A 25,792-nucleotide genomic window follows, 5' to 3' on the forward strand; every position below is an offset into this window, starting at 1 on the left:
TGACTCCGTCTGCTCCTGTAGTTCCTGTCGGCCCTGTTGCTCCTGTCGATCCTGTCGCCCCGTGGCTCCTGTCGGACCTGTCGCTCCGTCTGCTCCTGTCGCTCCTGTCGGGCCGGTCGGGCCGGTCGGGCCGGTCGCCCCTGTTGGTCCCTGAATGAGTGGAAGCACATCTATTGGATTTAGCTCTGCTGGTAGCACGCGATGAGCGTCAGTCAACTTCCCCACGGTATTTTTACCCCACGCTGAAATTTTAACGTACTCAGAGCTAGTGATAAACTGAAATTCAAAAGCATCAAACTGTGCAAAATATTCTTTGGTTGTTACAGCCCCTGCAATCAAATTTAATAATTCCAGAACATACTTTGTCTTTGTTGTTCCATTCAAATAAAACCCAATGATATCAACGAACTCAGTCGTTGTACCATCATTGGTGATTAATACTGTGAACGTTGTAGTTGGCCTTACACCGGAAACAGGAGTATTCAATATCACTCCAGTTGTCAAGTTAATCGATGACACTTATACACCCCCTAACCGTATTAAATTACCTATTTGAACAATCCAAGTTGTAGCCTTGCGAACGAATGCGACCATAGATTGAACGTTACAATTATGAATTAATCCATTCCGACCTTTTCCTCAGACCCTAATCCCAACACGCCCTCAAAATAATTCTAATAATAAATTAAAATTGGTTTATTTATAGTATTGTTCAATTGACATGTTAAGGGTTGCAATATCTAAAAGGCTGTTGAAAAAAATCATTGTCAACAGCCTTTTAGATAAAATAAATCATGTCTTGTTTACGTTATCAAAAACCGGTCCGGTAAGTCAGTGGAGTTATGATATTGCTACACCCGCGCTGGCATACCCTTGTACCGTATTAACAAGTGTCACACCTGCAGCTGTTGCAGAGAATACCAGTAGCAATCGAGTCTGGTTGGTAACAGGTATTGCTAATCCTGTAAGAGTACCATTACTAATCGCGCCCACTGCAACGACACCTGTAAGAGCTGGCGCTAAAGTTACTGCAGTACCAGCAACAGGAGAGAAAATGTTATCAGGGGTTGTCGAGCTATATAGCTGTGCCGTAATAGTCAGAGTTGTTCCAGTCAGGGTTAACGGCGCCGTAGTGCTAAAAAAAGCGTCTATTGACGTGATAATCCCAGCGCGGGGAACTGAAAAAGCAAAGTTAAGCGCTGTGGCCGAGGGACCCGTAAGGTCTATGGTTGCCCCGAGGGAAGTAAGGCCTGGGCCGGAACTTCCGAACCCAACAAAACTTGGGGTGCCTGCTGCTCCCAGCGCAATAGTGGTCACTGTAATAGGACTCCCTGACGAATAAGGTATCATGGCACCACTGCCGGGGGCCCCTGTTGCTCCTGTGGCTCCTGTTGCCCCCGTTGCTCCCGTTGCCCCCGTTGCTCCTGTCGCTCCTGTTGCTCCTGTTGCTCCTGTTGCTCCTGTTGCTCCTGTTGCTCCTGTGGCTCCTGTTGCTCCTGTGGCTCCTGTTATTCCTGCTGAACCTATCGTATTAAGTTCCTCTGCTACCATGCGATGAGCAACGGTCAAATTCCCACCAGTATTTTTTCCCCAAGCCGAGATTTCCACAGCGTCAGAGCTGGTAATGAACTGGAACTCGAAAGCATCGAACTGCGCGTAATAGTTTTTTGTTGCTACCTCCCCGGGGACCAAGCTGAAAACCTCCGAGACATATTGTGTCTTCGTAGTCCCTGTCACGTAAAACCCATCAATTTGGATATTAGCAATAATTGTATCGTCATTTGTGGCTCTTACTGTAAGCGTTGAAGTGGGTCTTACACCGGCTACTGCAAGATTGTCTATCAATCCGGTAGTTAATGAAGCCATTGTCTCATCTCTCCTTAAATTTAAGCTTTGTTATAGCTGCCTGCTAAAATGGATTAATCTCTGTGGCCACAGCCCGATGGGCCGAAGTAAGGTTTCCGGTTGCGTCTTTCCCCCAAGCAGAGACTTCTACAGCCTGTGAACTAACAAACAATTGAAACTCAAAGGCATCAAATTGGGCATAATAGCTTTTCAAAGCCACTGCTCCTGCAGCTAGAGTAAAAAACTCTTCTACATACTTCACTTTTGTCGTTCCACTCTGAAAAAATCCCTCAATTTGAATTGCTACAGTAGAAGTATCATTATTCGAGATATTTACTGACAGGGTTGAACTCGGTCTAACGCCAGCGACCGCGGTGTTATCAAACAAACCCGTTGTTAAATAAGGCATCGTCTCACCTCCTAAATTATGGGTTAATTCATTGTATTGTTCATGTCCTTCTTTTGTTACCTTTTGTTCCATTAAATCCATAATATGTAATTATTCCAAGCTGCTCATCTTACCCACAGCCTTCGTGTTCAGGCGCCCGCTTCTCGCCCTCCCGGCATCTAGCCATCCATGGCGATGCTCTAACCTCAAACATCCTTGTTTGAGTCATGGCGATGCTCTGATCTCGAACATCCTGTTCGAGCCATGGCTACCGAAAACCTTAATTGGATCCTCTACAAATTATTATCTCTGAGGAAAAAACGGAAAACAAAAGTAAGGTTGTTAATAGCTCAATTAACAACCTTACTTTTGGACAACTGTTAAATTGTCTACCTAATCCATTACATGATTTGGTAGTAATTTTTCACAATCGTAAAACACCCCACTCTCTCCCTTCATTTCTTACTATTTTACCAATTCTAGAAAAAAACAAATTTTTGTTATAGTCCCATTCAGAGGGACCGTCACCCTCATAATAACCTTCTGCTCTGGGATGATACAAATGTACCGTTGCCGCATCTGTCAGACAGTAGCTGCACCCGTTTCTCAATAATCGTTCTATGAAATCCCGATCATCATAGGCGATTCCTAAAAAATCTTCATCATAGCCCCCGATTTCAAAAAACTGACTGCGATGTAAGGTCATTAAAAACGGCATTTTCGTATATAAATCAAGACATTTATTGTACGCATTAAGCTCAAACGTTCCGTTATGCTTGTTAATATACTCGAGAAAAGCCCCATCACGGTCATCTTTTCCAACCGGAATACCCAGCAATTTAGGATTATCAAATATGGGCCTAGTAAGCCTAACAATGGTATCGTTGATATGAAACATTTCGGCACAACACATGACTAAAATATCCCCGGTGGATTGCTTTACCCCAATATTTAAAGCAAAACCAGGTACCCGCCAAACCGGGTCACCGTCAAGATTTCTTTGTCCGGTAAATATATATTTTAAGTTGAGTTTTTCCTTGAACTCGCTACAGATCTCTTCTGTCTCATCTTGTAATCCATCATTAAGGACGATTGTTTCAAACTCAAAGGGCATTGTCTGTAGGGATAATGAATATAATCCCCATTTTAACAAAGGCACTCTTTGAAATGTTGTTATGATGATTGATACTTTATGCCGTCCGACTTCTCTTGAATACTTAGATTTTGCAATCATGAGTTCCTGAAAGACAGTGGTTAGTAACTGGTGCCACTTTTGCATGGAATCTTGGGTGGACAGTTTCTTCTCAATCATAACTCGCCGAGGGGAAAAAGATCGGTTGGGTAATGCTTGAAGGGCTGCCTCGAAATCCTCTCCAAAAATTCCGCACTCTGCACGCTCTTCTTCGCTGAAATCTTTAAATATGCCCACTTCAGGCATGACTACCGGAACATCACATAAACAAGCCTCAATGGCCGCCAAACACTGAGTCTCAACGGGTGAACCAATAATAAAGAAATCAGCACAGTTTAAGAGTTTGGCCAAGAGGGTCTGGGGTATCCGGTTAAACACGCAAACATTAGAGCTAGTATAGGTCTCCTCGCTTTTAGAAACCAAAATCCAAGCGATCTCAGGGTGTCGTTCAATACAAGCACGAACTTTGCTCCACCCTTTAACCTCAGAAAAGTCCCCGACAAAGATTCCTATTCGTCCTGGGCCAAACCCGAGTTCCTGGCGAACCTCCCCTTTATTAAGCGGCTTAAACAGTTCCAAATCCACCCCAACAGGAATTATCTCAAATTCATACTCTGGATAGGACAGCGCCGTTTGAAGAGAATTTGTAACACGTTTAGATGCCCGCCGTAAATTTTCCTCTTGTTGCGCGTTTGCCCTGCCCATGGATCTAAGGTCATCCTGTAAAAACGCTATAGTATAGCGGAATTGATCAACAGTACTAATAAACGTCGCATTTTGAATGAGGACTTCAACTTCTGGGTAATGTTGCGTTATATAAATATTCGCGTTAGCCGCATAATCTCCCTGGGCGCCAACACTCTGCATATCAATACCCACTGAAGAAGGTAACGATTCCAGGAGAAAATTCCACAATACCTTTTCTCCCATTGATCCTGTAACAAGGTCATTACATACCGCAACATTTATTTTTCCCGGTGCAACTGCTACAGTTCCTGGACTATCCAACTCCCCACACTGAAAATGATAAACTAGACTGTCAAACGCTGTTTGATGATTTATCCCTACAATCTGGAGTTTCAGCATCAAGACATTATCCCCGGATATACATGCTTCTCCCTGCCGGGCCATGACCGGATGATCGAAATCGCTACCTGGGACAATATTTCCTTCAGGATAGCCCCCCACCCTCTCAAAATGCTCCTTACGGATTAAGAGGGGCATATATAGGCCGCCGTCAACCAATTTAGACTCAGCAAGATCATGGGCATACTGTTGAAATTCGATTTCTTGATAGGACGAATAATCCCGGCCAAAGTCTTTTTCCACACCATATTGACCGCTTCGCAGCTTCCCGGACTCCACTAATCGAGAGGTGACACAGTTCTCCCCGTTATAAGCCCCCCATAGGCTATCAAACCAACCTGGCGTAAACGCCATATCTGTATTGATGAAAACGACGAAATCTCCCTGAGCCTTGCTGGTCGCAAAATTGTAGGCTCGATAAACATTATTGATAAACCATTCGGCCTGTTGCTGAGGGGTGTTCACAAAAACATAATGAGGGATATAGTTAGTACGCAAATAACTAAGCACCGAGGGGTTTGCATCATTAGCTACAAAAAAAAACTCCTTGTCCGTCATGTCTGTATATTTAAAGACCTGCTCATAAACAAATTTTAACCATTCAACACTTTTGTAGACTAAACAAATAAGCGTGAATTTTGGTTTAAACACTTCTTCCCGGTATTGTTCGACATAAGCCAAGGACTGCGCAAAGGTTAACGGATTAGGCTGCTCGTCATCAACCCACAAGCCTTCTGGAAAAAGTTCCCGGGGAACTTTCACCACCACTAGCTGTTCTTCACTGATCAAACGATCAAGCATTTCATACCCACGTTGTCCGTGAGACTTGTAAACAAGGTATTTATAGGCTAATCGTTGTTTAGAAGAAAAACCATAATGCAGTACCTGAATATCTTCTGCCCAAACCATAGTTTGAATTGTCGAAGGATGAGCTTGTTGATGGAGACCAGGTTTAGTTTCGTTAAAGCTAAGTCCAGGAATCACTCGCCATAGACGACAAAACCAACCTGAGGCAAATAAACTATCTAACCGTTGCCAAGAATGACTGCGCCAAAGGTTTATCTCATGAAAACATGCCGCATCAAATTGCTTTTCCATACATACATTACACAATTCTTGAAGCTGATCCGCAGCATTGGCTGTCAATACTTCGTCCGCATCCATCCATAAGATAAAATCCGGCTTCAGCTTTAAGGCCTCTTGCAGCAGGAGTTGCTTATGGCTGCGCTCATTCACAAAATCATTTTTGGTTGCCCGAATGACATGCGATGTTTGTTTCAACATGTATTCATAGCTACCGTCGGTGCTACCATCATCATAGACGATTAAATCCTCCACTAACGGTTTGATACAGCTCACAAACCGCTCCAAGTTACCTTTGCATAACTCATTATATATTTGACAAATACAAACAATTGAGTATTTTTTCATATCGTTTTGATCCTCTCTTATAAGCCCCTTAGCGTAAAAATTCTCCCTCATCCTTGTACTCTTGATCAATCATTAAGTGATACTTTCGTAACAATGCCACCGTTTCTTCAAACGTCATAAGTGAATAGTCAGAACTGTATTCTTTGGACAACGCTTGAACGCCAGGCTTTGTTTTGAGCAATTCTGGTAGCATGGGTTCAATAGCGTAATATTCTCCTCGGTCGTAGGTTCGCCAGGCCTCTTCTTCCGAAACGATAATTTCATGAACCTTTTCCCCTGGCCGAATTCCAGTAACTATAAGCTTAATATCACGGTCTCCAATTAAAGCCTTTGCGACATCCAAAATACGTGCAGATGGGATCTTGGGTACAAAGATCTCGCCGGGCTGAGCTCCTGCTATGACAGCAAAAATGGTATCAACGGCACTTTGTAAGGGTAATAAGAATCTCGTCATTTCCTTTGTCGTAATTGTTATCGGGCCCCCGTGCTTAATTTGTTCATGAAACAAAGGAATGACAGACCCCCTGGAGGCAAGCACATTACCATAGCGTACACAGATAAACCTAGTCTTGGGAATCGTTACATTCGCAGCGATAAAGATCCGCTCTTGCATGGCCTTAGAAATTCCCATGGCATTCACCGGTTTGCACGCTTTATCCGTAGAGACCCCGACGACCGTTTCTACTTTAAGCTTATTTTCATCAATAGCTCGTATTATATTTTCCGGACCAAGCACATTGGTCTGTACTGCTTCAAAAGGGAAATACTCACAAGAAGGCACCTGTTTGAGGGCCGCTGCATTGATGACTATATCCGCATCCCTTAACACAGAGCAGATGGAATGATAATCCCGGATATCCCCTATTCTAAACTCGATTAATCGAGCAAAATTGTCATAGATCACTTCATCGGTTACGTTTCGTTTATGCTGGTATTCGACCCGCATAGCATGCTGTTTCGCTTCATCACGTGAAAAGATAATAATTTTCTTAGGGGAACCTAGTTCCTTTTGTAAGAGCCGACGGGTTAACACCTTACCGAGTGAACCTGTGCCACCTGTAATCACAATTACTTTGTCATCGAAAGGCTTCATTTTTATCCCCCTTGAATTAACCGTTTTGATATGGGCCTTGCAAGAAATCGTAATGCATTTCACGAACCAGTTCCGTCCACGTTGGTGGATTGTAGCCTGTTAGGGAACGGAATATTGATGAGTCCAACGATCGATCGAGTGGAAAACTTTCGTCTGGTTCGATCTCTATCTTTTTACCATACTGAACAGCAATGAGTTTAAGCAATTCATATTTTGAGATTGGATTGGATGATACGTGGTAAAGCCCCGTCATTTCCGGATTCGGGATCACGTAATCACGAATTATCCGGGATAATTCAACAGTCGGGAAGCCGGAATAGATGACCTTCCTAAAACCACTCACTGTTTCTTTCTGCCTGAGAAACCATTCAACTAATCCATAGTTTCCTTTCAATTCATGCCCAATAATCGAAGTCCGTAGGGTAACACAATGAGGGTAGACTACTTCACCGAGAACTTTTGTTCTTCCATAGAGATCGGTGGCATTGGGAAAATCGCTTTCCGTATAGCCCCCTTTCTCTCCGTTAAAGACGCAATCTGTACTGACATGGATCATACGCGCACCCGCTGCATCGCAGAGTAAGGCAATGCGGTGCGGTAAAAGCGCGTTAGCAGTGATCGTCGCGAGTGAATCTTGGGCCTCTGGTACTTGCTTGATGATTCCGATACAATTCGCGACAAGATCTGGCTTTACCTCAGCGAAAACCTTTACAAGGCTATCTGTATGATGGATATCTACATCTCGGCGTACCTTCTTCATACGCTCCGTTGGTAACCAGCCTGATAATTCCTTCGCAGAGCGGACTGTTGCAAAGACATCAAGACTTGGATCCTCTGAAAGAGAGCGAAAGAGGGTATGCCCTAACATCCCTGACCCTCCCAAGATCAATACCTTTCTCATGCCAATCTCCCACTCCTTATCACAACCAGTCCGTTTTAAGGAAGCTTGAACTGTTTAAACTCCTTTTTAGCCTTTTCGAGATCTGCCATCGTCCCAATGTCAAACCAAAGGTCCTGACTTTCATAGCTCACAACCTGAGCCGCTTCCCTAAGAAGACGCTGAACCAGGTCTGGCATATCAAATCGTTCTTTTTCAGGGATTAACGAAAGAATCCGCTTGTTAAAAACGTAAATTCCCATACTGGCCCAATAGTTGAGGGTTGGTTTTTCCGAATAAGCAGTCACTTGACCATCCTTAATCTCTAAGACTCCGAACGATGAATAAACAGATTTCTTGTGTACAGCGACCGTCATATCTGCTTTCATCGCAACATGGTGTTCATACAACGCCCGGAAATCCAAGGCGGTCAATTCATCCCCATTGACGACTAAAAAATCATCCTCTAAATCATTGACAAGTCTCAATGGGCCTGCCGTCCCTAAAGGATCGGTTTCGACAGAATAGCGAATAGGCACGCCAAACTGATTGCCATCTTGGAAGTAAAGCCTTATGAGATCTGCAAGATATCCCAAACACATGATTATTTCATCAACGCCCGCACTTTGAAGTTGATGCACAAGAATGGCCGCTATCGGTTTGTCCCCAATGGGAAAAAGGGGCTTAGGTAAAATCCGAGTATACGGATCTAGGCGTGAACCTCTGCCACCCGCTAAAATAATGGTTTGCATTTTATTCCCCTTCTTCATTTCAATATTCAAATTTGATATTTCCCTATCTGAAAACGATTCATATGGGCGGCAATCCAGGCTACGGTCCTTTTGACCCCTTCTTCCAATGACACACGAGGTTTCCATCCTAACGTTTCTTTAGCTAAACGATTATCCGCTAAAAGACGGTTTACCTCGCTACGGATCGGACGAATCCGCGCTTCGTCCACGACAATTTTGGCCGTACTCTGTAGCGTACTTATAATAATGTGAGCTAATTGCCCAATAGAAATTTCCTGCCCTGAGCCCACATTAATGACTTTTCCAACGGCCTCCGGAGTCTGCGCTGCTTTCATAAACCCCTCCACCGTGTCCGTTACAAAGGTAAAGTCACGCCGAGCATCCGTATTTCCAAGGCGTATTTCTTCACAGGCAAGGGCCTGAGTAATAAGAGTAGGAATGATGGCCCGGGCCGACTGTCGAGGTCCATAACAATTGAACGGTCTTATCGTAACGACCGGTAGTTCAAATGAAGCATAAAAACTTTCGGCTAACATATCAGCCCCAATTTTACTAGCTGAATAAGGGGACTGACCCTGAAGAGGATGAGCCTCGTCAATCGGAACATAACGTGCAGACCCGTATACTTCACTGGTTGAAGTATGGACAATTCGATTCACTCCATGATCACGCGCTGCCGTAAGAACATTGAACGTCCCCAAAATATTCGTTTCCACAACCTCGCGAGGGTTTTTATAGGAATAAGGAATTCCAACCAAAGCACCTAGATGAAAAACAGCGTCACACCCCTTTACGGATCGTTCGATCGCATCCGCGTCCCGTAAATCTCCTGCAATTATTTCGATCTGTTCGAGTACCCTTGGCTCTAAATCCTCCAAGTTCCCACGACCATCTCTGGAATTATAACGAATAAAGACACGAACTTTAGCTCCCGCTTTGATCAAAGCCTCTGTCAAGTGACTACCGATAAATCCACCAGCTCCTGTGACCAAGACCTGTTTTTGCTCCCACATCACACTACCCCATTCTCCCTTCTGCAATCGTTGATATATCGTATGTCGGTGTTTGTATATCTGACACCGTTGCTCCCTCTACAACCACTTCCTAACGTCATTTTCCTTCTCATAGATTGTTTTTGTCCTTCGTATGCTCCAGAAGAGTCAAATATCTTGAAGCAAGCTGTCCCCATTCTAACGTCAAGGCCCTCTCTCGGCCCCTGGCTGCATGGTATTTTAGGAGAAGCGGGTTATCGAGCGCGGTCATCAGAGTCTCTGCCAACCGCTTTACATTACCCGTTTCAAAAATTAGAGCTCGCGAATCGGAGACTAGATCTGCCAACCCCCCCGCTGTTGATACAATTAATGGAATACCGATCGCCATTCCTTCTAAAGCTACCAGTCCATAGGCTTCACGCCAACTCGGAACAACTAGGCAAGCCGTACGCCCCATCCATCGCCTGACTTCTGAGCTCGAATTCCAGCCGTGAAACTGAACCCACGCTTCCAGCTTCATAGACTGCACAAGTTTTCTCAAGTAGATTTCATAGTTATCAGGACCCTGACCGACAATATCTAGGTGAATTTTCCGCCCGCTTTGCTTCACTATAAATATGGCCCTGATCAAATCTTCGATTCCTTTATAATCCAATAGTCTACCAACATAAAGAAATTCATTCGCCTTTCCTTGTTGCCAACGTTCTGTTGGCCAAGAAATGCCGAGGGGCAGGACTTCCGCTTTAGAAAGGTAATGAGGAAAACGCTCAGCCAGGTAGTTTCTTTCACTCTGGCTGATGAGGTGAATGCGTTGACAACGCATGAGAAGTTCTTCTTGAATTTTGAATTGGGCTTGTAACTCAGGTTCAGGTCGGTCTCCTAACTCCTTGCGCAAAAAAGAATAAACGGAAAAGAGTATTGGTGTAACTCCTCCTGAAAGGGTATAAGCCAAAGGGGTAAAATTGATAGCATGAATATGAATTAAATCCCATTCCTGATTAAGCTCAGGAAACTCCTGACGCACGACATCGGTCTTGATCATCCCTAAATAACCAAAATAATGGCTATTACGGGGTAATCCTAAGACTTTGATCAGTTGTCCCCGCAAGAACCAACCAGGGACGTTCCAATCACTGCGAGGCACAATGACCGTTTGTTGTACACCCAAACGGTCAAGCATATCTAGCATGCCTGTGACTGCCGTTCCTGCGCCGCCGAATTTTTCCTCTTCAAATTCATTGGTCAACGACAAGACGTTCAGCAGAATCACTCCCCATCCTCAATACCAAATCATCAACTGGTTCTGTATCAGTCAACTTATATTTTCCAAAGAATACTCACTATCGTCACGCAAGCCCCGGCTAAGGCTATGATAAAGCCCGCCCACCAACGTCGATTAAGCGTTGTCCCTTTTTTATATTCTTCGAAATCCTGTTTGGTGACATAATTTCCGGCAAGCAATACTCTCATATCGTTAACCACGGCTGACACGTCCTTAACAGCTTCTTTGATTTCTACGATATCTGCCTTGAGGATTTGCACTTCCTCGCCTTCCATTCTCATCCTCCTATTCATCAACCTTAACTTGTCTTATTTGTGTATATTATGATTCTATTACAACAAATGGTACTATTTTCCCCAAACGCAGATGGAAAACAAAACTTGAGATTTCTTCGATGGTGCTGCACTATCCCCAAAAAATAGCATTGATGATACTCCAACACAGTGGTGAATAATACTTGAATTTTGATGGGAGTCTCGAACAAAATGGGGTTGTAACAAACTGGAAAACCAGTTTTGTTACAACCCCAACTTTTTAACCATTCCCGATTATACTTTATTAACATATCCTATATACGAAGATAACCTTACAAGGAGGTTACTAATGCCTACGATTATCTACCCTCCCTCCATCCCCTGGAGTTGGATGTTTCAGCGCCCACAACAGCTGCTGGGTCAATTTTCCGCGTCCGGCCAGACTGTTCTTTATGAAGACCTCGGTAAATTTTCTAAACCAAGAATCAAACGATTATCCCCGACCTTTCTCCTCTGTCAGGGGGTTTCTGCCATGGATATTCCCCATCCCCGGCCACGCATTCTCTGGTTAACCGTTCCCTCGCATATTAACTCCATTCAAAATTACGACCCAGATCTTGTGATCTATGATGCTGTGGATGAGCCTGAAGAGGAATTTGCCAGTTGGGCACCCTATTATCCCGCGATCCTAGAAAGAGCAGATCTCATTTTTTGTAGTAGCCAAAGTATTTACGACTATTTTTCCAAACGACATTCTCATGTTTACCTCGTACCGAACGGTGTAGATGTCGTTCATTTTTCGCCATCCCCACATAACCGCCCTGTTGATCTTCCGTCTGGTAAACCCATCATTGGCTACAGTGGAGCAATAGCCCCCTGGATCGATTGGGAATTGCTCAAGGTCGTAATCCGGGAAAACACAGAATTAAACTTTGTCTTTATTGGAGCCCTTTTTCAACTCAATAAATTTCCACTCAAATTTAAGAATGTGTTCTATTTAGGTCTAAAACCTTATCCTGAACTCCCAGCTTATCTTCATCACTTTGAAATTGGGCTTATTCCATTTCTTCAAACAGCAATGACCAAAGGGTGCAACCCCATCAAACTTTATGAATATTATGCCTCGGGAATCCGGGTTCTGGGGACACCGCTTCCCGAACTCCTTACAATTCCGAAAATCAATCTTGAAAGTAACCCCCGATTGTTCTCCCTTCGCCTACGTCATTTATTGGAAGGAGAGGATTCCTGCAAAGCGGAACGAATGGCCTACGCCCAGGCTAACGACTGGACTGAACGGGCAGGCCGGATGCTTCAGCAAATTTTTATCAAGACTTCATAGAAATGAAAGATGGAGTGTAACACCCTACTCTACGATCGAATAGTATACGTTGAAAGTACCGCTCAGGTCCTAACTCATTTTCCGAATCAAAAAAAGGGGGGGGAATACACACATGCTATTTGAAACCCATGCTTGGGTAACACTCGACAATGCCGTCGCCATATATAATGTTTACAGCGACGTGCTCGTCGCCACCATTCCCGTGGGCACTAACCCGCAATTCCCAAAACGCACACCGGATGGTACAAAAGTTTTAGTCCCTAATTTGGGCAGTAACACTGTTTCCATCATATGCACCTCTACTAATCAAGTCTTGGCTACAATCCCCGTTGGTCTTGCACCTACTTCAGTAGCAATTGATCCGACTAGTACTACAGCCTATGTGACAAACTCTGGAAGCGGAACTGTTTCAGTTATTAGCATTCCGACTCATACCGTGGTCAGCACTATTACAGTCGGCACAGGCCCTGTCGATGTCACTATTGCCCGTGATGGCAGCCGCGTATACGTCAGCAATAGCGGCAGCAATTCAGTCTCTGTCATTAATCCAGTAACGAATACCGTCATCACTACGATCGCTGTAGGTACTTCACCCAACGGGTTGGCCGTCAGCTTGGATAATTCAAAGCTCTTTGTTGTCAATAGTGGCAGCAACAACGTCAGTGTTATCAGCACTGCAACCAATACTATTCTCAGTACAATAGCTGTCGGCTCTAACCCTCAAAAGATCGCAGCCAATCCTGTAAATCCCGTCTTTATGTATGTGACCAACTTCGGGTCAAACAGTGTTAGCGTACTTTCAACTACAGGACTTAACGTGATAACGACCGTTCCCGTAGGCATCAACCCTCTTGGCCTGGATGTTACCGGAGATGGCACACAAGTATGGGTTGCAAACGAAGGGGACAGCTCGATCAGTATCATTAACACAAATACGAATACTATTGCCGCTGCGCTTCCGACTTCCTTCCCGCCTCGAGGAATTACAGTGGGCAGAGTTGGGTCTGCATTATCCCCCAGTGATCCCATTGACCTGACTGACCCCTATCAACTCGAAGAGATCACAGAATCCGTCTGCATTATCGTCGAAAAGGTCTATGCAAGCTGTCAACAAAGGGAATGCTTCCCAGCTTTCACCGTCACCTTGCCGACTGGTGTTCCTCCGTTTACCTTTGTCAGCATGACCTTTGCAAACGGAGTGATCGTTCCCGGAAGTGTGGTCATTACCCCAATTCCATCCCGTCCGAATTTCTCAAGAGTGCAGTTCACGATCGAAATCCCCTATACGTTAACCTTGCGGGATTCAACTGGAACCTTGTTTACGGTAACAGGAAACCTGCCAGATATTAACAAAGACATTGTCCTCTACTTCCCACCGACTCGACCAGAATTCGACTTTAACTTGCGCATTGAAACAAGAACAGAAGTCTTAACCAGCCCTTTGTTCACCACGGCCACGATTCAACTAGCTATTGGAAGCTTTGTCATCACTAAAGTAACCGGCATAGTTCAACTCCTCGTTCCAGCCTTCGGCTTCTGCCCAGAACCCACAGCCTGTGAAGAATTCCCGGTAATACCGGAAAACCCGTGCCTTAATTTCTTTGACACCACCCTTACCCCGTTCCCCAGTGATTTCTTCCCGCCCCAACTAGATAGTTGCCGATAAACTCTTCTTATTGCTTTTAACTTCTTATGTCAGACAAATTCTTGCCCTTCCAGAAGGAAAGGGCCGTCCACAACGGCCTTTTCTTTTTCACAAATTGGATCACTTATGAGCGATGAAAACGAAGGAAGTGATCGTATTGGCTTTCCTGTCTCGAACCACTTTAGCCCCCCTTCTTTTGACCTATGAAAAAGAATCCATGTACTTGCATATCGACCCCCAAGGATGTGCTCTTTTTGGAGAAAACAATCCTGAACCGTTCTATCGCACTACGGAACCTCTACTATTAGCCCAAGGGATCATGACGGATTCCAAAACGGTTCATATGGTCGTACTCAAAACAAGTGGAGAACTCTGTTACACTCTCATTTCCGGATCAGGGGCACCCCAGACCTCTTTACTTGCCAAACTGGATGTGCGCTCCACCAGATACCGCCGACTCTTTCTCTTTCCGCAAGGTAAGATGATACATATCTTTTACGGTTATGCTCATCAATCTATACCCGATCTCTGGCGTATCGAACACCGTTTTTGGGACGGTGCCTCCTGGCGTAGCGTCCATTTAGGAGAAGTTGTGCATCCACGAGAACCCCTTTATCACGTAAACCTTGACAGTCAGGGAAATATTCATTTATTAACCATGACCTTCCAAGGAAGGCATTCTCTCCTCTTTACAAATCGTTTTAACGGAACGTTTCACATATGGGGCTCTCCAACCGAAACCCTGAAAATCTCCGACGAAGTCGTGGATATGGCCGCCTTCATGACCTCGGACAACGTTCAATATTTATTTTGGGTCACAAAAAACCTCAAAGGACAGTTTGAACTTCGTTCGGCACAACAGACCGATGCCCTTGTTTTGACCAGCCCTTGGCATCCTTCACCTGCCCCTATCAAGACATTCCGTTCTCCCTGGAAAGGTATTGGGGCCTTGGAAATAAACGGTGTTCTGTGGTTACTGGCTCATACAGGAGAAGAAACCCTCATGCAAAATGATGGTATGGGGTGGAAACTGGTTTCTTCTCATACTCCCTTACATAGCCCCTTACAATGGGTGCATAAAGGAGGGAGAAATGCGCATCTAACTTACTGGTTGGAAAGTCAAACTGAGCGACGCGCTCCAGCCTATTACCGTGAATTAGGCTTCAACCTAAAAAAACGGGACGTTCCCTCTCCTATAACCTTCCAATTCCCACCTGTCCATGTTATTCCGGCTCCCCCCCCCCTGTGCCCGCTTTTTATCCTGAACAAATATCTCCCAATTCCTATCCGCTCCCACAAGTTTCCCTCCCTCAGAATGATGTAAAATCACCGAACCCCTCGGAAATGATAAAACCTGAAACTTCCAGTACGCCCGCTCCTGTCGAAGTAGTTGAAAAAACTGTACTGGAAGAATCTGGGGAAACTAAAACACTAACAGACGCCGAAGCACTAATCGAAACCGAATTGCCTAAAAAATTTTCAGAGGAGATCATTATGCCTCAATCTTCAGTCGAAAACGCCAAACTGGAGCATTTAATCACAACAGTTGCTCATCTCGAGGAAGGAAACAACAACATGAGTCTAATCCTTCACAGCATGCTTTCGAAGTTTGACCAAATTCTTGAAGCCATAGCTGGAAACGCTTTTCAGGCCAAACAAGAAACAGCTCTTCCAGAATTAGCCGAAACTCCTCTCGAAGAACTTGAACCCGTCAAAGAGGCCATGGCCAATCTTGAAAAGGAAACCCAAAGCCTGTCTCAAGTTCTGCGGGTTATGCTGAACAAGCAGGAGGAAAACGATTCTTCACTGGAAAATCTCGAGGTTCAGATTTCTCAACTCCAAGAGGAGCAAAAAGATGTAAAGAATAAAGGGGGATTCTGGAACAAATGGATCACCTAGATTTAAGCTCAAATCTTGCCACAATTCTATCCAAGTATCCTCAAACATCCAATGTTTTCCGGAAATTCGGGATACTGACATCCGGTTGAGGGGCCAAAAGTTTACTCAGTATGAGCGTTGAGCAGGCTGCTCAGCGATACCACATTAACCCGGCAAGCCTGATTAAAACCTTAGAGGTTGTCATCGAACAATCGAATCATCAATGGAGACGCTACGAATGAAGATACTCCTTTTAAATGATTCCTCGCTGTTATACCATGGATTAGCCTCAGGCTTTTCCCCTATGGATACCATCCGTTATGTCCCAGTCCGACTGCCGGACTGGGAAGACCGTTTGACTGATTTGTTAAGGACCTGGAAGCCAGATTTTGCTCTAGCTGAGGGGGTCTCGATTTCCACTGTGGCTCAGAAACTCTTTCCCTTTTTACGTCGTCATTCCCTCCCACTCATCTATTGGGCCATTGATGATCCTCCAGACTGGCGCCGCATGTCCCGTCCTTTGGGACGCGGGGCCAGTCTGGTACTTACCCCTGCCCAAGAATGTCTCCCCCTTTATCAACGCGAGAAAATACGCGCGCTTTATTTCCATTTTGCCTGTAATCCGGCCTTTCACCATCAGACTGAACCATCGACGGAGTATTCTTGCGATTTACTTCTGGTTGCAAATTACTATACTTCGTACCCCCAAAGGAAATTTGGCTTAGAAACAATCCTCACTCCGTTACGTTCCGGGCCCTTTGATTTGAAAGTTTTTGGCAACGAACAATGGCTGGCGAACACCGACCAATACACCTTGCCGCCCGAGATTTACCAAGGCTATTTGCCCTATGATCAGTTGCCTTGTGCTTATTCTTCAGCAAAAATTGTTTTAGGCTTACATTCCGTAATCGGCTCTCCCACCATGATGAGCATGCGCACCTTCGAAGCCTTAGGCTGTAAAGCCTTTTTCCTAACCCACTGGTCCCCTGCCCTTGAAAACACGTTTAAAAACCACGTCCACCTCGTCTGGAGCCGTCATCCGGAGGAGACGTTAGAACTTGTGCGGTTTTACCTTAGCCGGGAGGATCTCCGCCAAAAGATTGCTCGCCAAGGTCAGGAAGAAGTGTACCGCAACCATACCTATCAGAACCGTATCCAGTCCGTTCGGACGTTTCTTGAAAAACTATAATTGATTTCACTGAGTATCTTTTGGGAGGGATTCTCTAAATGAAAGTACTTTTCCAAGCTCGCCCAGACTTCATGAAAAACCCTGCCGGAGATACTGTCCAAATAGTATCAACAGGGCAAGCCCTCAAAAACCTCGGGGTTGAAGTACACCTATCGGCTGATCCCAATATGGACCTGTCTCCCTATGATTTGGTACACATCTTCAACATCACGCGAATTAAAGAAAGCTATATGTTCTTTCTCAATGCTCAAAAGCAAATGAAAAGGATCGCTCTATCCCCCATTTATTGGTCTCCAAATGCCTACTTGAAGCGCGAAGGCGTAAGCTCAAATGCCCTAGCTGTCTGGAAGCATATGCAGCCGATGCGGGCCCGCCTAGTGAGTGAATCGACTCTCTTGCTCCCCAATAGCCATTTGGAGATAAGCGTTCTACAGAACGACTTTCCTCATGTCTCTTCTTATCGCGTAGTTCCCAATGGGTTTCCCGATTCCTTTATTGGTGCGAGCCCTCAGCTCTTTCGGGAACGGTTCCCTGATCTTCCAGACGAATTTGTGCTTTGTGCTGCCCGAATTTCAACACGCAAGAATCAGCATTGGTTGGCGAAAATATCACATGAACTCGGACTTTCTCTTGTTCTTCTTGGACCCGTAAATGACCAAAAGTATTTCCAGAATGTGACATCCTATTCTAACGTCAGCTATCTTGGTACTTTACAGGGCGAACTGCTCGCTTCTGCTTATTCTGCTGCGAAAGCTCATGCCCTGACTAGTTGGTTTGAAACTCCAGGCTTATCCAGCATAGAAGCAGGTGCGTGCGGTACCGTTGTCATCTCTACGGACCAAGGAAGCCCTAAGGAATATTTCCAGGATATGGCCCTTTATGTGCACCCTCTGGATGATGTGAGCTTACGTACTGCCCTTGAACAATCCTTCAATGCCTCGCCCCTGCCCTTAATGCAGCATATACACGGTCAGTATTCCTGGTCTAAAGTTGGAGAAATAACCTTAGATGCTTATCAAACAGTACTGGATTAATTGACCGGAAGTTCGCTCTACACAATACTTTGGGAATAATGCTCAAATGCAGGACATTTCATTACAATGTGCCAAATATGCTCCATGAAAAAAACGCAGAAGGAGCCCGGCGCTTTCCCTTTCCTGGCTCCTTCCGCTAGATAAATATCCCTTTATGGTTGTTTCTACAATTCTCCTTGGAAGAAAATATTCAGGGTGACCGCACTCGCCGCATTCACTGCGCTATAGTATACTCGCGCATACTTTAGAAATATCGATGTTACTAAAGTAGACAATGCGTTTTGGTTAATAGTAACTGGGCCGGCTTCATCTAACCAGTTTGTCCCATTCGGGCTAATCTGCATTTTTACCAGTGCTTGGGCGTTGGTGGCTAATGAGTCGTTGACTACGCCAAAGGTCCATGTCCTGACACCCAAAACGTTGTAGGTTGTATCTCCGCTCCCTGCCGTATCAATGATATTAGCACGAGTAGCGGATACATCTGTCGTCGCACTGATAATGGCAAGTCCTGCGGATGTGATAAGCAGACCGCCAGTCGGCGGGGTTATCGCCAAGCCACCCGTTGGAGGCGTTATTGCGAGACCGGATGCCGGCGCGGTTACCGTCAACCCATTCGTCGGGGCAGTAATTGCCAAACCGGTTGACGTAATTGTTAAACCATTCGTCGGCGGAGTGATCGCTAAACCACCTGTTGGAGGCGTTATTGCGAGACCGGATGCCGGTGCAGTTACCATTAAGCCGTTTGTCGGGGCAGTAATTGCCAAACCCGTTGACGTAATTGTTAGGTTACCCGAGGAATCCGTGTTTAAGGCCGCATTATTACTACCGAATATCTTGACTTTTGCCTGATCAGGATTATCTTGGAAAATTTTAAAGTTCGCCATGCTTCTTTTTCTTCCTCTCTTTCTCTCTATCCTAAATTTTCCATATCACACACTACATGATATTCTCTATCTCGACGGAAAGTTTCACTTTTAGTATGCATATATTATTGAAACGAAAAAGAGATAAGAGGCAAACAAGCTATGGCGGAAAAAATTAGTTTGTGCATGATTGTTAAAAATGAAGGACAAGACTTGCGCCGATGCCTAAATAGCGTACAGAACATTGTCCACGAAATCATTGTCGTCGATACGGGTTCTACTGACTCTACGAGTGATATCGCTCGACAGTATGGCGCAATCCTTCATCATTTCCTCTGGAACGATAATTTTAGTGATGCCCGAAACGCCTCCTTGGAACTTGCTCAAGGGGATTGGATATTATTTCTGGACGCAGATGAAGAGTTATCGCCTGATAGCCGAGAGATTTTAATTCGCCTAATTGAAAATGAAACTATTGAAGGCTACTTTGTAAAAATCATGAATCACCTCGGGAAAGAAGGTTGGATCGAAACGGTTCCAGATCTTGTTTTTCGGCTCTTCCGCAATAAAAAGGAGTATCGCTTCCGTGGTGCGATTCACGAACAAATCGCCGATGTCATTCTGGAGAAAAACTCCGAGGCCCGTTTTCAGGTTGCGGAGGATCTTATGATCATCCATCACGGTTATTTAGACAATGTAATTAAGGAAAAAGACAAGAAGCACCGTAACCTGAGCTTGATTGAAAAGGAACTTGAGCTAAAGCCAAATAATCGATTACTCCAATTCCATTATGGAGTCGAACTTTTCCGGGCCGAACGATATACGGAAGCGGCTGCCGTCCTCATCCAGTCTGCAACGGACATTGATCCGAACACAATCTACCTTCCCAAGCTCTTACGCTATATTGTGATCGCTCAACAATCTTCAGGCCAACTCAACGAGGCCCTTAATTCTGCTGCGCTCGGTCTCAGGCTCTTCCCCGACTATGCGGATCTTTACTATTATACTGGTCTCATCCTGCTGGACCTTAAACATTATTCTCAGGCGCGCAATGCCTTTCTCCAGGCCCTGTCCATGCCTGAACAACCACCGCAATACGCCTCCTTTGGCGGGGTCAGAGGTTTTAGAGCTTACTATTATCTTGCTCAAATTGCGGAGTCCTTTTTGGACGAAGAAGAAGCGCTCAAGTACTACCTCTATAGCTTGCGCGACAACGCACGCTTTACCCACGCTTTAGAACGTCTTGTAGGCATTCTAAAACCAACCAAAGAACCTGACTATACAAAGGAATGCTTGGAAAAGGTCTGTGATTTCTGTACGCCCGAAGCCAATCGACTTATGGGAGATATCTATTACCAGCACGGAGCCTACGGTCTTGCTTTATACTATTTCGACCAGGCCGAGGATGAATCACCTGTTTTACCCGATATTAAACTAAAGAAAGCAATCTGCCTCATTCAGGAACTACGGTTTTTTGAAGCCTTAAGGCTCCTAACTGATTTCACGCAGGAAAGCCCCAACTACCCTCTAGCAACCTTAAATAGGTTGTTTTGCTTCTGGATCCAAAACAATCCCCAAAAAGTCCGTACTCTGTGGAAAGAGCTTCATGCCCTTGGTTTAGCACAGGATACTGACAATGTGATTTCCTTATTCCTAGCCTATGATGCAAAACATGCACCTTCTCCCCAAATGGTTTTGGGTTCGGAAGGTATATTCCTTTTGTTGGATATTATCCAACGATTAGTCGCATTGCAAGAAATCGAGCGAGCGATGTATTTCTTACATGCTCTTCAACCGAAGTGTTTAATCAAGTATAATCTGAAGATTGCTCAAATCTTTGTGAATTATAGCGAGGAAAACCGAGCCATTCCGTTTTTGCAAACTGTTATCGAAAACGATCCATTGGCTGAAGCCCATTTCCAGCTTGCAGAAATTCACTCCCACCTAGGACGGTTTAGTGAAGCAGAGCAGCATTATAAACATGCCCTCCATTTGGACCCGGACACTCCCCGCTCCTATGTTCGTCTTATAAACCTCTATACCGCTTGGCGGCAAAGCATTCTAAAAGAAGCCTTAGCAAAATATCCCGAAAACGATGTTTTCAAGAAGTTGGCGGAGGAGGGGGCGTCCAATCATGAACGAACGGATTAGCCTCACCATGATCGTAAGAAATGAATCCGCTCATTTAGTCGATTGCCTTGAAAGCGTTAAAAATAAAGTCGATGAAATGATCATCGTTGATACCGGCTCAACCGATGATACCGTCAGCATTGCCCAGCGTTATACCTCCAATGTTTATACCTTTCCTTGGCACAACGATTTTAGTGCAGCCCGAAACTTTGCCATTAAACACGCTTCGGGCGATTGGATCTTGGCACTGGATGCCGACGAGGAAGTCCAGTCTGATCCGAACTGTTTCCATTCATTACTAAATAGTGAAAAAGACAAAGAAGCCTTCTTGCTCCCTCTTCTTAATCCCATTTCAGATTCAACCGAAGAATTTAATACATTTTATGTACTCAGGTTGTTCAGAAACGACGGACGCTATCAGTACGTCGGCAAGATCCATGAACAAATCTCCCTACCGGATCAACAAAAAGTCGGACTTGCCACAGGCCCTATCTTAAAGCATAAATCTCTGCCCCTAAAGATACGGCACCAAAAAAGAAACCGCAATCTCCAACTGCTGAAAAAAGCCTCTCAAGAGGACCCTCACAATCCATTTTTGCACTATTACCTTGGCGTGGAGTGGCTCATGCTTGGTAAATCAGCTTATGCTCAACCTTTCTTGCAAAAAGCCTATTCCAGTCTAAGCGATGATAACCTGCTTTTTCGTGCACCTGCTCTTAAATATCTCCTCGTGTCCTTAAGATCGTTAGGTCGAATCGATGAAGCTCTCTCCCTCTGTCTCGAAGCAAGTCTGAACTACCCAACCTTTACAGATATCTTTTATCTGGGTGGACTTCTCCTCGAAGAAAAGGAAGAATACCTTATTGCCCTTAAGTGGTTTAGCCATGCCACTCATTGCGATACACCTCCAGCTTTGCTCAGCCATCTGACAGGATCAGGAAGTTTCTTAGCCTATTATCACCTAGGCTTCTGTTATGAAAAAATTGGGAAAAAGCCAGAAGCCCGAGGGGCTTATGAAACAGCGCTTGAACTTAACCCAAGGTATCATTACCCCCTTTACCCTCTCTTTTTGAACCTGCTTAATGAAAAGGGCCCTTCTCTCTGTTATCAACACCTCAAGGATCTAGGGTTCCTTGCCGTTCCCCTTCTCTGCCTCACTTCTGCAGATTTATTTTTTCTCTCGGATCATGTAGAGCAAGCCTATCTCTGTTTAGAGACCCATAAAGACGATTTCCTAGATGATGAACGCTTCCCTTTCTATTATGGAAAATATTGTATCTATTCTGGCAGAGCACACGCCGGGTTAGAATCTTTAAACCAGATTACAACGAACAGTCCCTATTACCCGTCTGCCCAGGCACTTTCGCTTGTTGCGCTAACCCTTCTCGGTGATTTTCTAAGAGCTAAATCCTTAGCGATCACACTTTGGAAAAATCAATCAACCCGGTGTGAAGCGCATGTTTTCCTATGTTTAATTCGATTTATGAAAAAGCGTACAATCCCGCCATGCCTCTACAAACTACGAGAAAAAGAAACCTTAACCCTTACTACTGAACTGTTTCTGGACTGTAAGCGTTATCGATCTCATGAGAAGTATGCCGCCCCCCTAGTGGATACCTGGAGCCAAGGCCTCGAAACCCTGATGAAATCCTCGGAAAATGGTTTCGAGCAGCTGCTTAATGACTATACCCAACGGTTACAGGATCTTAACAACCGCTTTGTTGCTAAGTTTAGGAATGGTTGGATAAGCAATGAACACTAAACAGACAGTCAGCTTATGCATGATCGTCAAAGATGAAGAAAACTGCCTTCTCGCTGCAATCCAAAGCGTCCGAAATTTAACAGATGAACTAATAGTGATCGATACGGGAAGTACGGATAGTACTCCCCAATTGGCTCTTGCCTCGGGAGCAAAATTGTTTCACTTCGCTTGGACAAAGGATTTCTCGGAAGCCAGAAACTTCGCCCTAAGACAAGTCTCCTCTGATTGGATCTTAGTCCTGGATGCAGACGAAGTTCTTGAATCAGTTAGCCTCGAAACCTTCTACGAGCTCTTAAACAATGTCCAGGTTGAAGGGTATTTTCTCCATATTAAAAATGTCCTTGGCCCGAACCTGGGTGAGTCCCGCGATCAAGTTGTGCGTTTATTTCGGAATAAACCGGTTTATCAGTTTGAGGGAGCCATTCATGAACAAGTAGCCTCTTGTATCCTTCGAGCGAATAACGGCAACGGTTTATCCCTTGCCCCTCTCACCCTCAATCACTATGGTTACCTGAAAGATCGTTTGCACTCTAAAGACAAATTTTCCCGAAACAGTGGAATCATCCATAAAGAACTTGTTAGAAATCCGAACAATCCTTTCCTCCTCTACTGCCTCGGAATCGAATATTATCAACAAAACTCTATCGCCGAGGGGCTAAAGCACCTTACAAAGGCCCTAGTGCACATGTCTGGTAACGAGGGTTACTTTAAAGATGTTCTCCTCAATATTTCGCTTGGCTATCTCCGTCTTGAAGAAACCACAAAATTGATCGACTTCATAAGTAAGGCTTTAAGTATGTACCCAGACCAAACGGATTTCCTTTTTCTTAGAGGAACCGTTTACCTCTCCCAAACGAACTACCGCGAAGCGGCTGTGGACTTCAACCATCTCCTTGAGATTTCTGAGGGTAGCACGAGTGAATCAAATTCTGATAACACAAAAAACGTTGTCCATAATTTCTTGACACTCGCACTAAAGGAAATCCATCTATGTTGTTTAGTCATAGAACAACAAGACATGGAAACAGTTCATTTCAACGCCAAAAATAAACTATCTATTGCTTTGAAGGAGGCCCTCCTCATTCTTTGTAATGCCTTAATCAGCAATTCTAGAGAAAATGGGTTACTTTTGAAAGGAGTTGCCAATTATGAAACCTCGTGTTCTCCTTGCCAGCCCAGTTAAACAACAAGAAAAAGTCCTCTCTGAATTTCTGGATTCACTCGCCCGGTTAGAGACTACCGAAGTGAAACTCGATTTTACGTTTATCGATGACCATAATGACCATACTTTGCTCACCCGTTTTGCCCTTGAACGGCCGAATGTCCGGATTTTTCCTGGCGATACTGAGGGAGATTACCACCGAGACGAGTCAACCCATTATTGGCGTGAGGAATTAATTTGGAAGGTTGCTCTTTATAAAGACCGCTTTATTAAAATAGCTCTCGACGAAGGGTACGATTATCTTTTTCTTGTTGACTCCGATCTCTACCTAGATCCTAAAACCCTACTCCATCTACTTTCACTAAAAAAGGCTATTGTTTCTGAAGTCTATTGGACACGTTGGAAACCCGAACTGATTCCTCTTCCTCAGGTATGGATACGGGATCAGTACACGCTGTATGCATCAAGTAGAGGGGAGCCTCTTAGTGAAGAGGAAATGAACAAAAGAACCCAGGACTTTATTCAAATGCTTTCCCATCAAGGAACCTATAAAGTCGGCGGGTTAGGCGCCTGTACCCTCATTAGTCGTCAAGCCCTTGAACGAGGAGTATCCTTTCGAGAGATATACAATTTAGGGTTTACCGGTGAAGATCGCCACTTCTGTGTTCGAGCTGTGGCTTTAGGGCTAGAACTTTACGCCGATACCCATTACCCGCCTTTTCATATCTATAGAGAATCAGAACTCAATAAACTAAGAGATTATAAAGAAAACCTGTCGAATGCCATCCAGTCGCATTCGACACTTGACACCTCCTGCGTCGTCGCCTCAGTTACACCCCCTCATGATCAAACCAAGGCCCACTCTATTCAGACCGTTAGTCCGGGTAAAATCACTCTTGCGATGTTAGTTCGCAACGAATCCGGCCGCCACTTAGAAATAGTCTTAAAACAGGCCACTGAGTATATCGACCACGCTGTCATCTTAGACGATGCTAGTGAGGACAATACCGTAGAGCAGTGTCAAGAGATCCTAAAGGGAATTCCCTTAACCCTACTCTCAAATAAGAAACCTCTGTTTCATAACGAAATATCCCTCCGGAAACAACTCTGGGAAATGGCCTTAAGTACCAACCCGGAATGGATAATCATTTTGGACGCGGATGAACTATTCGAAGAGTCTGCTCCAAAACGGCTGCGAGAATTATTAGCCCACTCATTAGATATCGATTACTTCAGCTTTCGTCTGTTTGATCTCTGGACAGAAAAACACTACAGAGAGGATCTGCTTTGGCAAGCCCATAAATGGTATCGTCCCTTTATCGTGCGCAATATTCCTGGATTTCAAGCCGAATGGCAAGAAACCCCCCAACATTGTGGAAGGTTTCCCAGAAACATTATGGACTTACGTGGAGGAACTAGTCCTCTTCGCATAAAACACCTTGGCTGGCTCAGACCTCAAGACCGCTTGGCTAAATATTACAGATATAAACAACTCGATCCCAATGGAACTTATGGTAATTTGGAACAATACCGCTCGATCTTAGATCCCAATCCCAACCTCGTCCTATGGGAAATAGATTAAATAGCCCTTGTGCGCT

At 44.7% G+C, this 25,792-nt stretch carries 20 protein-coding genes and 1 pseudogene; 10 read left to right on the top strand and 11 right to left on the bottom strand.

Annotation, left to right across the window (positions count from 1 at the left end; all coding sequences use genetic code 11):
- From DSOL_RS28765 to DSOL_RS07950, 10 genes and pseudogenes are all read right to left on the bottom strand, one after another.
- A pseudogene (locus tag DSOL_RS28765) lies at positions 1–519 on the bottom strand (hypothetical protein); the annotation flags it as partial.
- A gap of 321 nt (positions 520–840) precedes the next feature.
- Positions 841–1,866 carry an exosporium glycoprotein BclB-related protein gene (locus tag DSOL_RS07910; protein ID WP_075364331.1) on the bottom strand — a complete coding sequence of 342 codons (1,026 nt, stop codon included), beginning with the start codon at positions 1,864–1,866 and terminating at the stop codon, positions 841–843.
- Positions 1,867–1,909: 43 nt separating this feature from the next.
- The gene (locus DSOL_RS07915; protein WP_075364448.1) at positions 1,910–2,254 is read right to left on the bottom strand and encodes a hypothetical protein; all 345 of its coding nucleotides are present in this window, start codon (positions 2,252–2,254) and stop codon (positions 1,910–1,912) included.
- A gap of 403 nt (positions 2,255–2,657) precedes the next feature.
- Entirely contained in the window at positions 2,658–5,870 is a 3,213-nt protein-coding gene (locus tag DSOL_RS07920; RefSeq protein WP_235838734.1) for a glycosyltransferase, read from the bottom strand.
- A 100-nt stretch (positions 5,871–5,970) separates the two neighbouring features.
- Positions 5,971–7,035 (bottom strand): polysaccharide biosynthesis protein, encoded by a 1,065-nt coding sequence (locus DSOL_RS07925; RefSeq protein WP_075364332.1) that lies wholly within the window; start codon positions 7,033–7,035, stop codon positions 5,971–5,973.
- A gap of 16 nt (positions 7,036–7,051) precedes the next feature.
- Complete coding sequence (locus DSOL_RS07930; protein WP_075364333.1) at positions 7,052–7,936, bottom strand: dTDP-4-dehydrorhamnose reductase family protein; 885 nt, start codon at positions 7,934–7,936, stop codon at positions 7,052–7,054.
- A 35-nt stretch (positions 7,937–7,971) separates the two neighbouring features.
- Entirely contained in the window at positions 7,972–8,664 is a 693-nt protein-coding gene (locus DSOL_RS07935; RefSeq protein WP_075364450.1) for a nucleotidyltransferase family protein, read from the bottom strand.
- Positions 8,665–8,690: 26 nt separating this feature from the next.
- The gene (locus tag DSOL_RS07940) at positions 8,691–9,677 is read right to left on the bottom strand and encodes an SDR family NAD(P)-dependent oxidoreductase (RefSeq protein ID WP_075364334.1); all 987 of its coding nucleotides are present in this window, start codon (positions 9,675–9,677) and stop codon (positions 8,691–8,693) included.
- Between the two features lie 109 nt (positions 9,678–9,786).
- Positions 9,787–10,926 carry a glycosyltransferase family 4 protein gene (locus DSOL_RS07945; protein ID WP_075364335.1) on the bottom strand — a complete coding sequence of 380 codons (1,140 nt, stop codon included), beginning with the start codon at positions 10,924–10,926 and terminating at the stop codon, positions 9,787–9,789.
- Positions 10,927–10,973: 47 nt separating this feature from the next.
- Positions 10,974–11,213, bottom strand: a complete 240-nt coding sequence (locus tag DSOL_RS07950; protein ID WP_075364336.1) for a hypothetical protein — start codon at positions 11,211–11,213, stop codon at positions 10,974–10,976.
- Positions 11,214–11,541: 328 nt separating this feature from the next.
- Between DSOL_RS07950 and DSOL_RS07955 the strand changes: the two genes are divergently transcribed.
- From DSOL_RS07955 to DSOL_RS07975, 6 genes are all read left to right on the top strand, one after another.
- Positions 11,542–12,531, top strand: coding sequence for a glycosyltransferase family protein (locus tag DSOL_RS07955; protein ID WP_075364337.1), 990 nt, complete (start codon positions 11,542–11,544; stop codon positions 12,529–12,531).
- Positions 12,532–12,643: 112 nt separating this feature from the next.
- Positions 12,644–14,197 (top strand): YncE family protein, encoded by a 1,554-nt coding sequence (locus DSOL_RS07960; RefSeq protein WP_075364338.1) that lies wholly within the window; start codon positions 12,644–12,646, stop codon positions 14,195–14,197.
- 112 nt (positions 14,198–14,309) lie between these two features.
- A complete protein-coding gene (locus DSOL_RS07965; protein ID WP_235838735.1) occupies positions 14,310–15,500 on the top strand; it encodes a hypothetical protein in 1,191 nt (396 codons plus the stop codon).
- 20 nt (positions 15,501–15,520) lie between these two features.
- Complete coding sequence (locus DSOL_RS28770) at positions 15,521–16,075, top strand: hypothetical protein (RefSeq protein WP_235838736.1); 555 nt, start codon at positions 15,521–15,523, stop codon at positions 16,073–16,075.
- Positions 16,076–16,292: 217 nt separating this feature from the next.
- Entirely contained in the window at positions 16,293–17,243 is a 951-nt protein-coding gene (locus DSOL_RS07970) for a CgeB family protein (protein WP_075364339.1), read from the top strand.
- A gap of 38 nt (positions 17,244–17,281) precedes the next feature.
- Entirely contained in the window at positions 17,282–18,277 is a 996-nt protein-coding gene (locus tag DSOL_RS07975) for a glycosyltransferase family 4 protein (protein ID WP_075364340.1), read from the top strand.
- A gap of 164 nt (positions 18,278–18,441) precedes the next feature.
- Here the strand turns inward: DSOL_RS07975 and DSOL_RS07980 are convergent, their stop codons facing one another.
- The gene (locus DSOL_RS07980) at positions 18,442–19,161 is read right to left on the bottom strand and encodes a DUF6385 domain-containing protein (RefSeq protein WP_075364341.1); all 720 of its coding nucleotides are present in this window, start codon (positions 19,159–19,161) and stop codon (positions 18,442–18,444) included.
- Between the two features lie 141 nt (positions 19,162–19,302).
- On the opposite strand from DSOL_RS07980, the gene DSOL_RS07985 reads away from it, so the two are divergent.
- From DSOL_RS07985 to DSOL_RS08000, 4 genes are read left to right on the top strand one after another with little or no spacing between them, the layout of a single operon-like run.
- A complete protein-coding gene (locus DSOL_RS07985) occupies positions 19,303–21,291 on the top strand; it encodes a TPR domain-containing glycosyltransferase (protein ID WP_075364342.1) in 1,989 nt (662 codons plus the stop codon).
- Positions 21,275–23,032, top strand: a complete 1,758-nt coding sequence (locus tag DSOL_RS07990) for a glycosyltransferase (protein ID WP_075364343.1) — start codon at positions 21,275–21,277, stop codon at positions 23,030–23,032. Before DSOL_RS07985 ends, DSOL_RS07990 begins: the two co-directional genes overlap by 17 nt.
- On the top strand, positions 23,022–24,215 hold the full coding sequence (locus DSOL_RS07995; RefSeq protein ID WP_075364344.1) for a glycosyltransferase family 2 protein: 1,194 nt from the start codon (positions 23,022–23,024) through the stop codon (positions 24,213–24,215). The genes DSOL_RS07990 and DSOL_RS07995 overlap by 11 nt, the downstream gene beginning before the upstream one ends.
- On the top strand, positions 24,181–25,776 hold the full coding sequence (locus DSOL_RS08000; RefSeq protein ID WP_075364345.1) for a glycosyltransferase: 1,596 nt from the start codon (positions 24,181–24,183) through the stop codon (positions 25,774–25,776). The genes DSOL_RS07995 and DSOL_RS08000 overlap by 35 nt, the downstream gene beginning before the upstream one ends.
- The last annotated feature ends 16 nt before the right edge of the window (positions 25,777–25,792 follow it).

It is taken from the genome of Desulfosporosinus metallidurans (genome assembly GCF_001936615.1).
Lineage (GTDB): Bacteria > Bacillota > Desulfitobacteriia > Desulfitobacteriales > Desulfitobacteriaceae > Desulfosporosinus > Desulfosporosinus metallidurans.

What these genes read in the sequence shown, in the direction of transcription:
- DSOL_RS07915 (WP_075364448.1), bottom strand. Translation starts at nt 2,254, where the DNA reads ATGCCTTATTTAACAACGGGTTTGTTTGATAACACCGCGGTCGCTGGC.
- DSOL_RS07960 (WP_075364338.1), top strand. Translation starts at nt 12,644, where the DNA reads ATGCTATTTGAAACCCATGCTTGGGTAACACTCGACAATGCCGTCGCC.
- DSOL_RS07980 (WP_075364341.1), bottom strand. Translation starts at nt 19,161, where the DNA reads ATGGCGAACTTTAAAATTTTCCAAGATAATCCTGATCAGGCAAAAGTC.
- DSOL_RS07935 (WP_075364450.1), bottom strand. Translation starts at nt 8,664, where the DNA reads ATGCAAACCATTATTTTAGCGGGTGGCAGAGGTTCACGCCTAGATCCG.
- DSOL_RS08000 (WP_075364345.1), top strand. Translation starts at nt 24,181, where the DNA reads ATGAAACCTCGTGTTCTCCTTGCCAGCCCAGTTAAACAACAAGAAAAA.
- DSOL_RS28770 (WP_235838736.1), top strand. Translation starts at nt 15,521, where the DNA reads ATGATAAAACCTGAAACTTCCAGTACGCCCGCTCCTGTCGAAGTAGTT.
- DSOL_RS07925 (WP_075364332.1), bottom strand. Translation starts at nt 7,035, where the DNA reads ATGAAGCCTTTCGATGACAAAGTAATTGTGATTACAGGTGGCACAGGT.
- DSOL_RS07970 (WP_075364339.1), top strand. Translation starts at nt 16,293, where the DNA reads ATGAAGATACTCCTTTTAAATGATTCCTCGCTGTTATACCATGGATTA.
- DSOL_RS07930 (WP_075364333.1), bottom strand. Translation starts at nt 7,936, where the DNA reads ATGAGAAAGGTATTGATCTTGGGAGGGTCAGGGATGTTAGGGCATACC.
- DSOL_RS07990 (WP_075364343.1), top strand. Translation starts at nt 21,275, where the DNA reads ATGAACGAACGGATTAGCCTCACCATGATCGTAAGAAATGAATCCGCT.
- DSOL_RS07955 (WP_075364337.1), top strand. Translation starts at nt 11,542, where the DNA reads ATGCCTACGATTATCTACCCTCCCTCCATCCCCTGGAGTTGGATGTTT.
- DSOL_RS07985 (WP_075364342.1), top strand. Translation starts at nt 19,303, where the DNA reads ATGGCGGAAAAAATTAGTTTGTGCATGATTGTTAAAAATGAAGGACAA.
- DSOL_RS07950 (WP_075364336.1), bottom strand. Translation starts at nt 11,213, where the DNA reads ATGGAAGGCGAGGAAGTGCAAATCCTCAAGGCAGATATCGTAGAAATC.
- DSOL_RS07995 (WP_075364344.1), top strand. Translation starts at nt 23,022, where the DNA reads ATGAACACTAAACAGACAGTCAGCTTATGCATGATCGTCAAAGATGAA.
- DSOL_RS07975 (WP_075364340.1), top strand. Translation starts at nt 17,282, where the DNA reads ATGAAAGTACTTTTCCAAGCTCGCCCAGACTTCATGAAAAACCCTGCC.
- DSOL_RS07940 (WP_075364334.1), bottom strand. Translation starts at nt 9,677, where the DNA reads ATGTGGGAGCAAAAACAGGTCTTGGTCACAGGAGCTGGTGGATTTATC.
- DSOL_RS07910 (WP_075364331.1), bottom strand. Translation starts at nt 1,866, where the DNA reads ATGGCTTCATTAACTACCGGATTGATAGACAATCTTGCAGTAGCCGGT.
- DSOL_RS07965 (WP_235838735.1), top strand. Translation starts at nt 14,310, where the DNA reads ATGAAAACGAAGGAAGTGATCGTATTGGCTTTCCTGTCTCGAACCACT.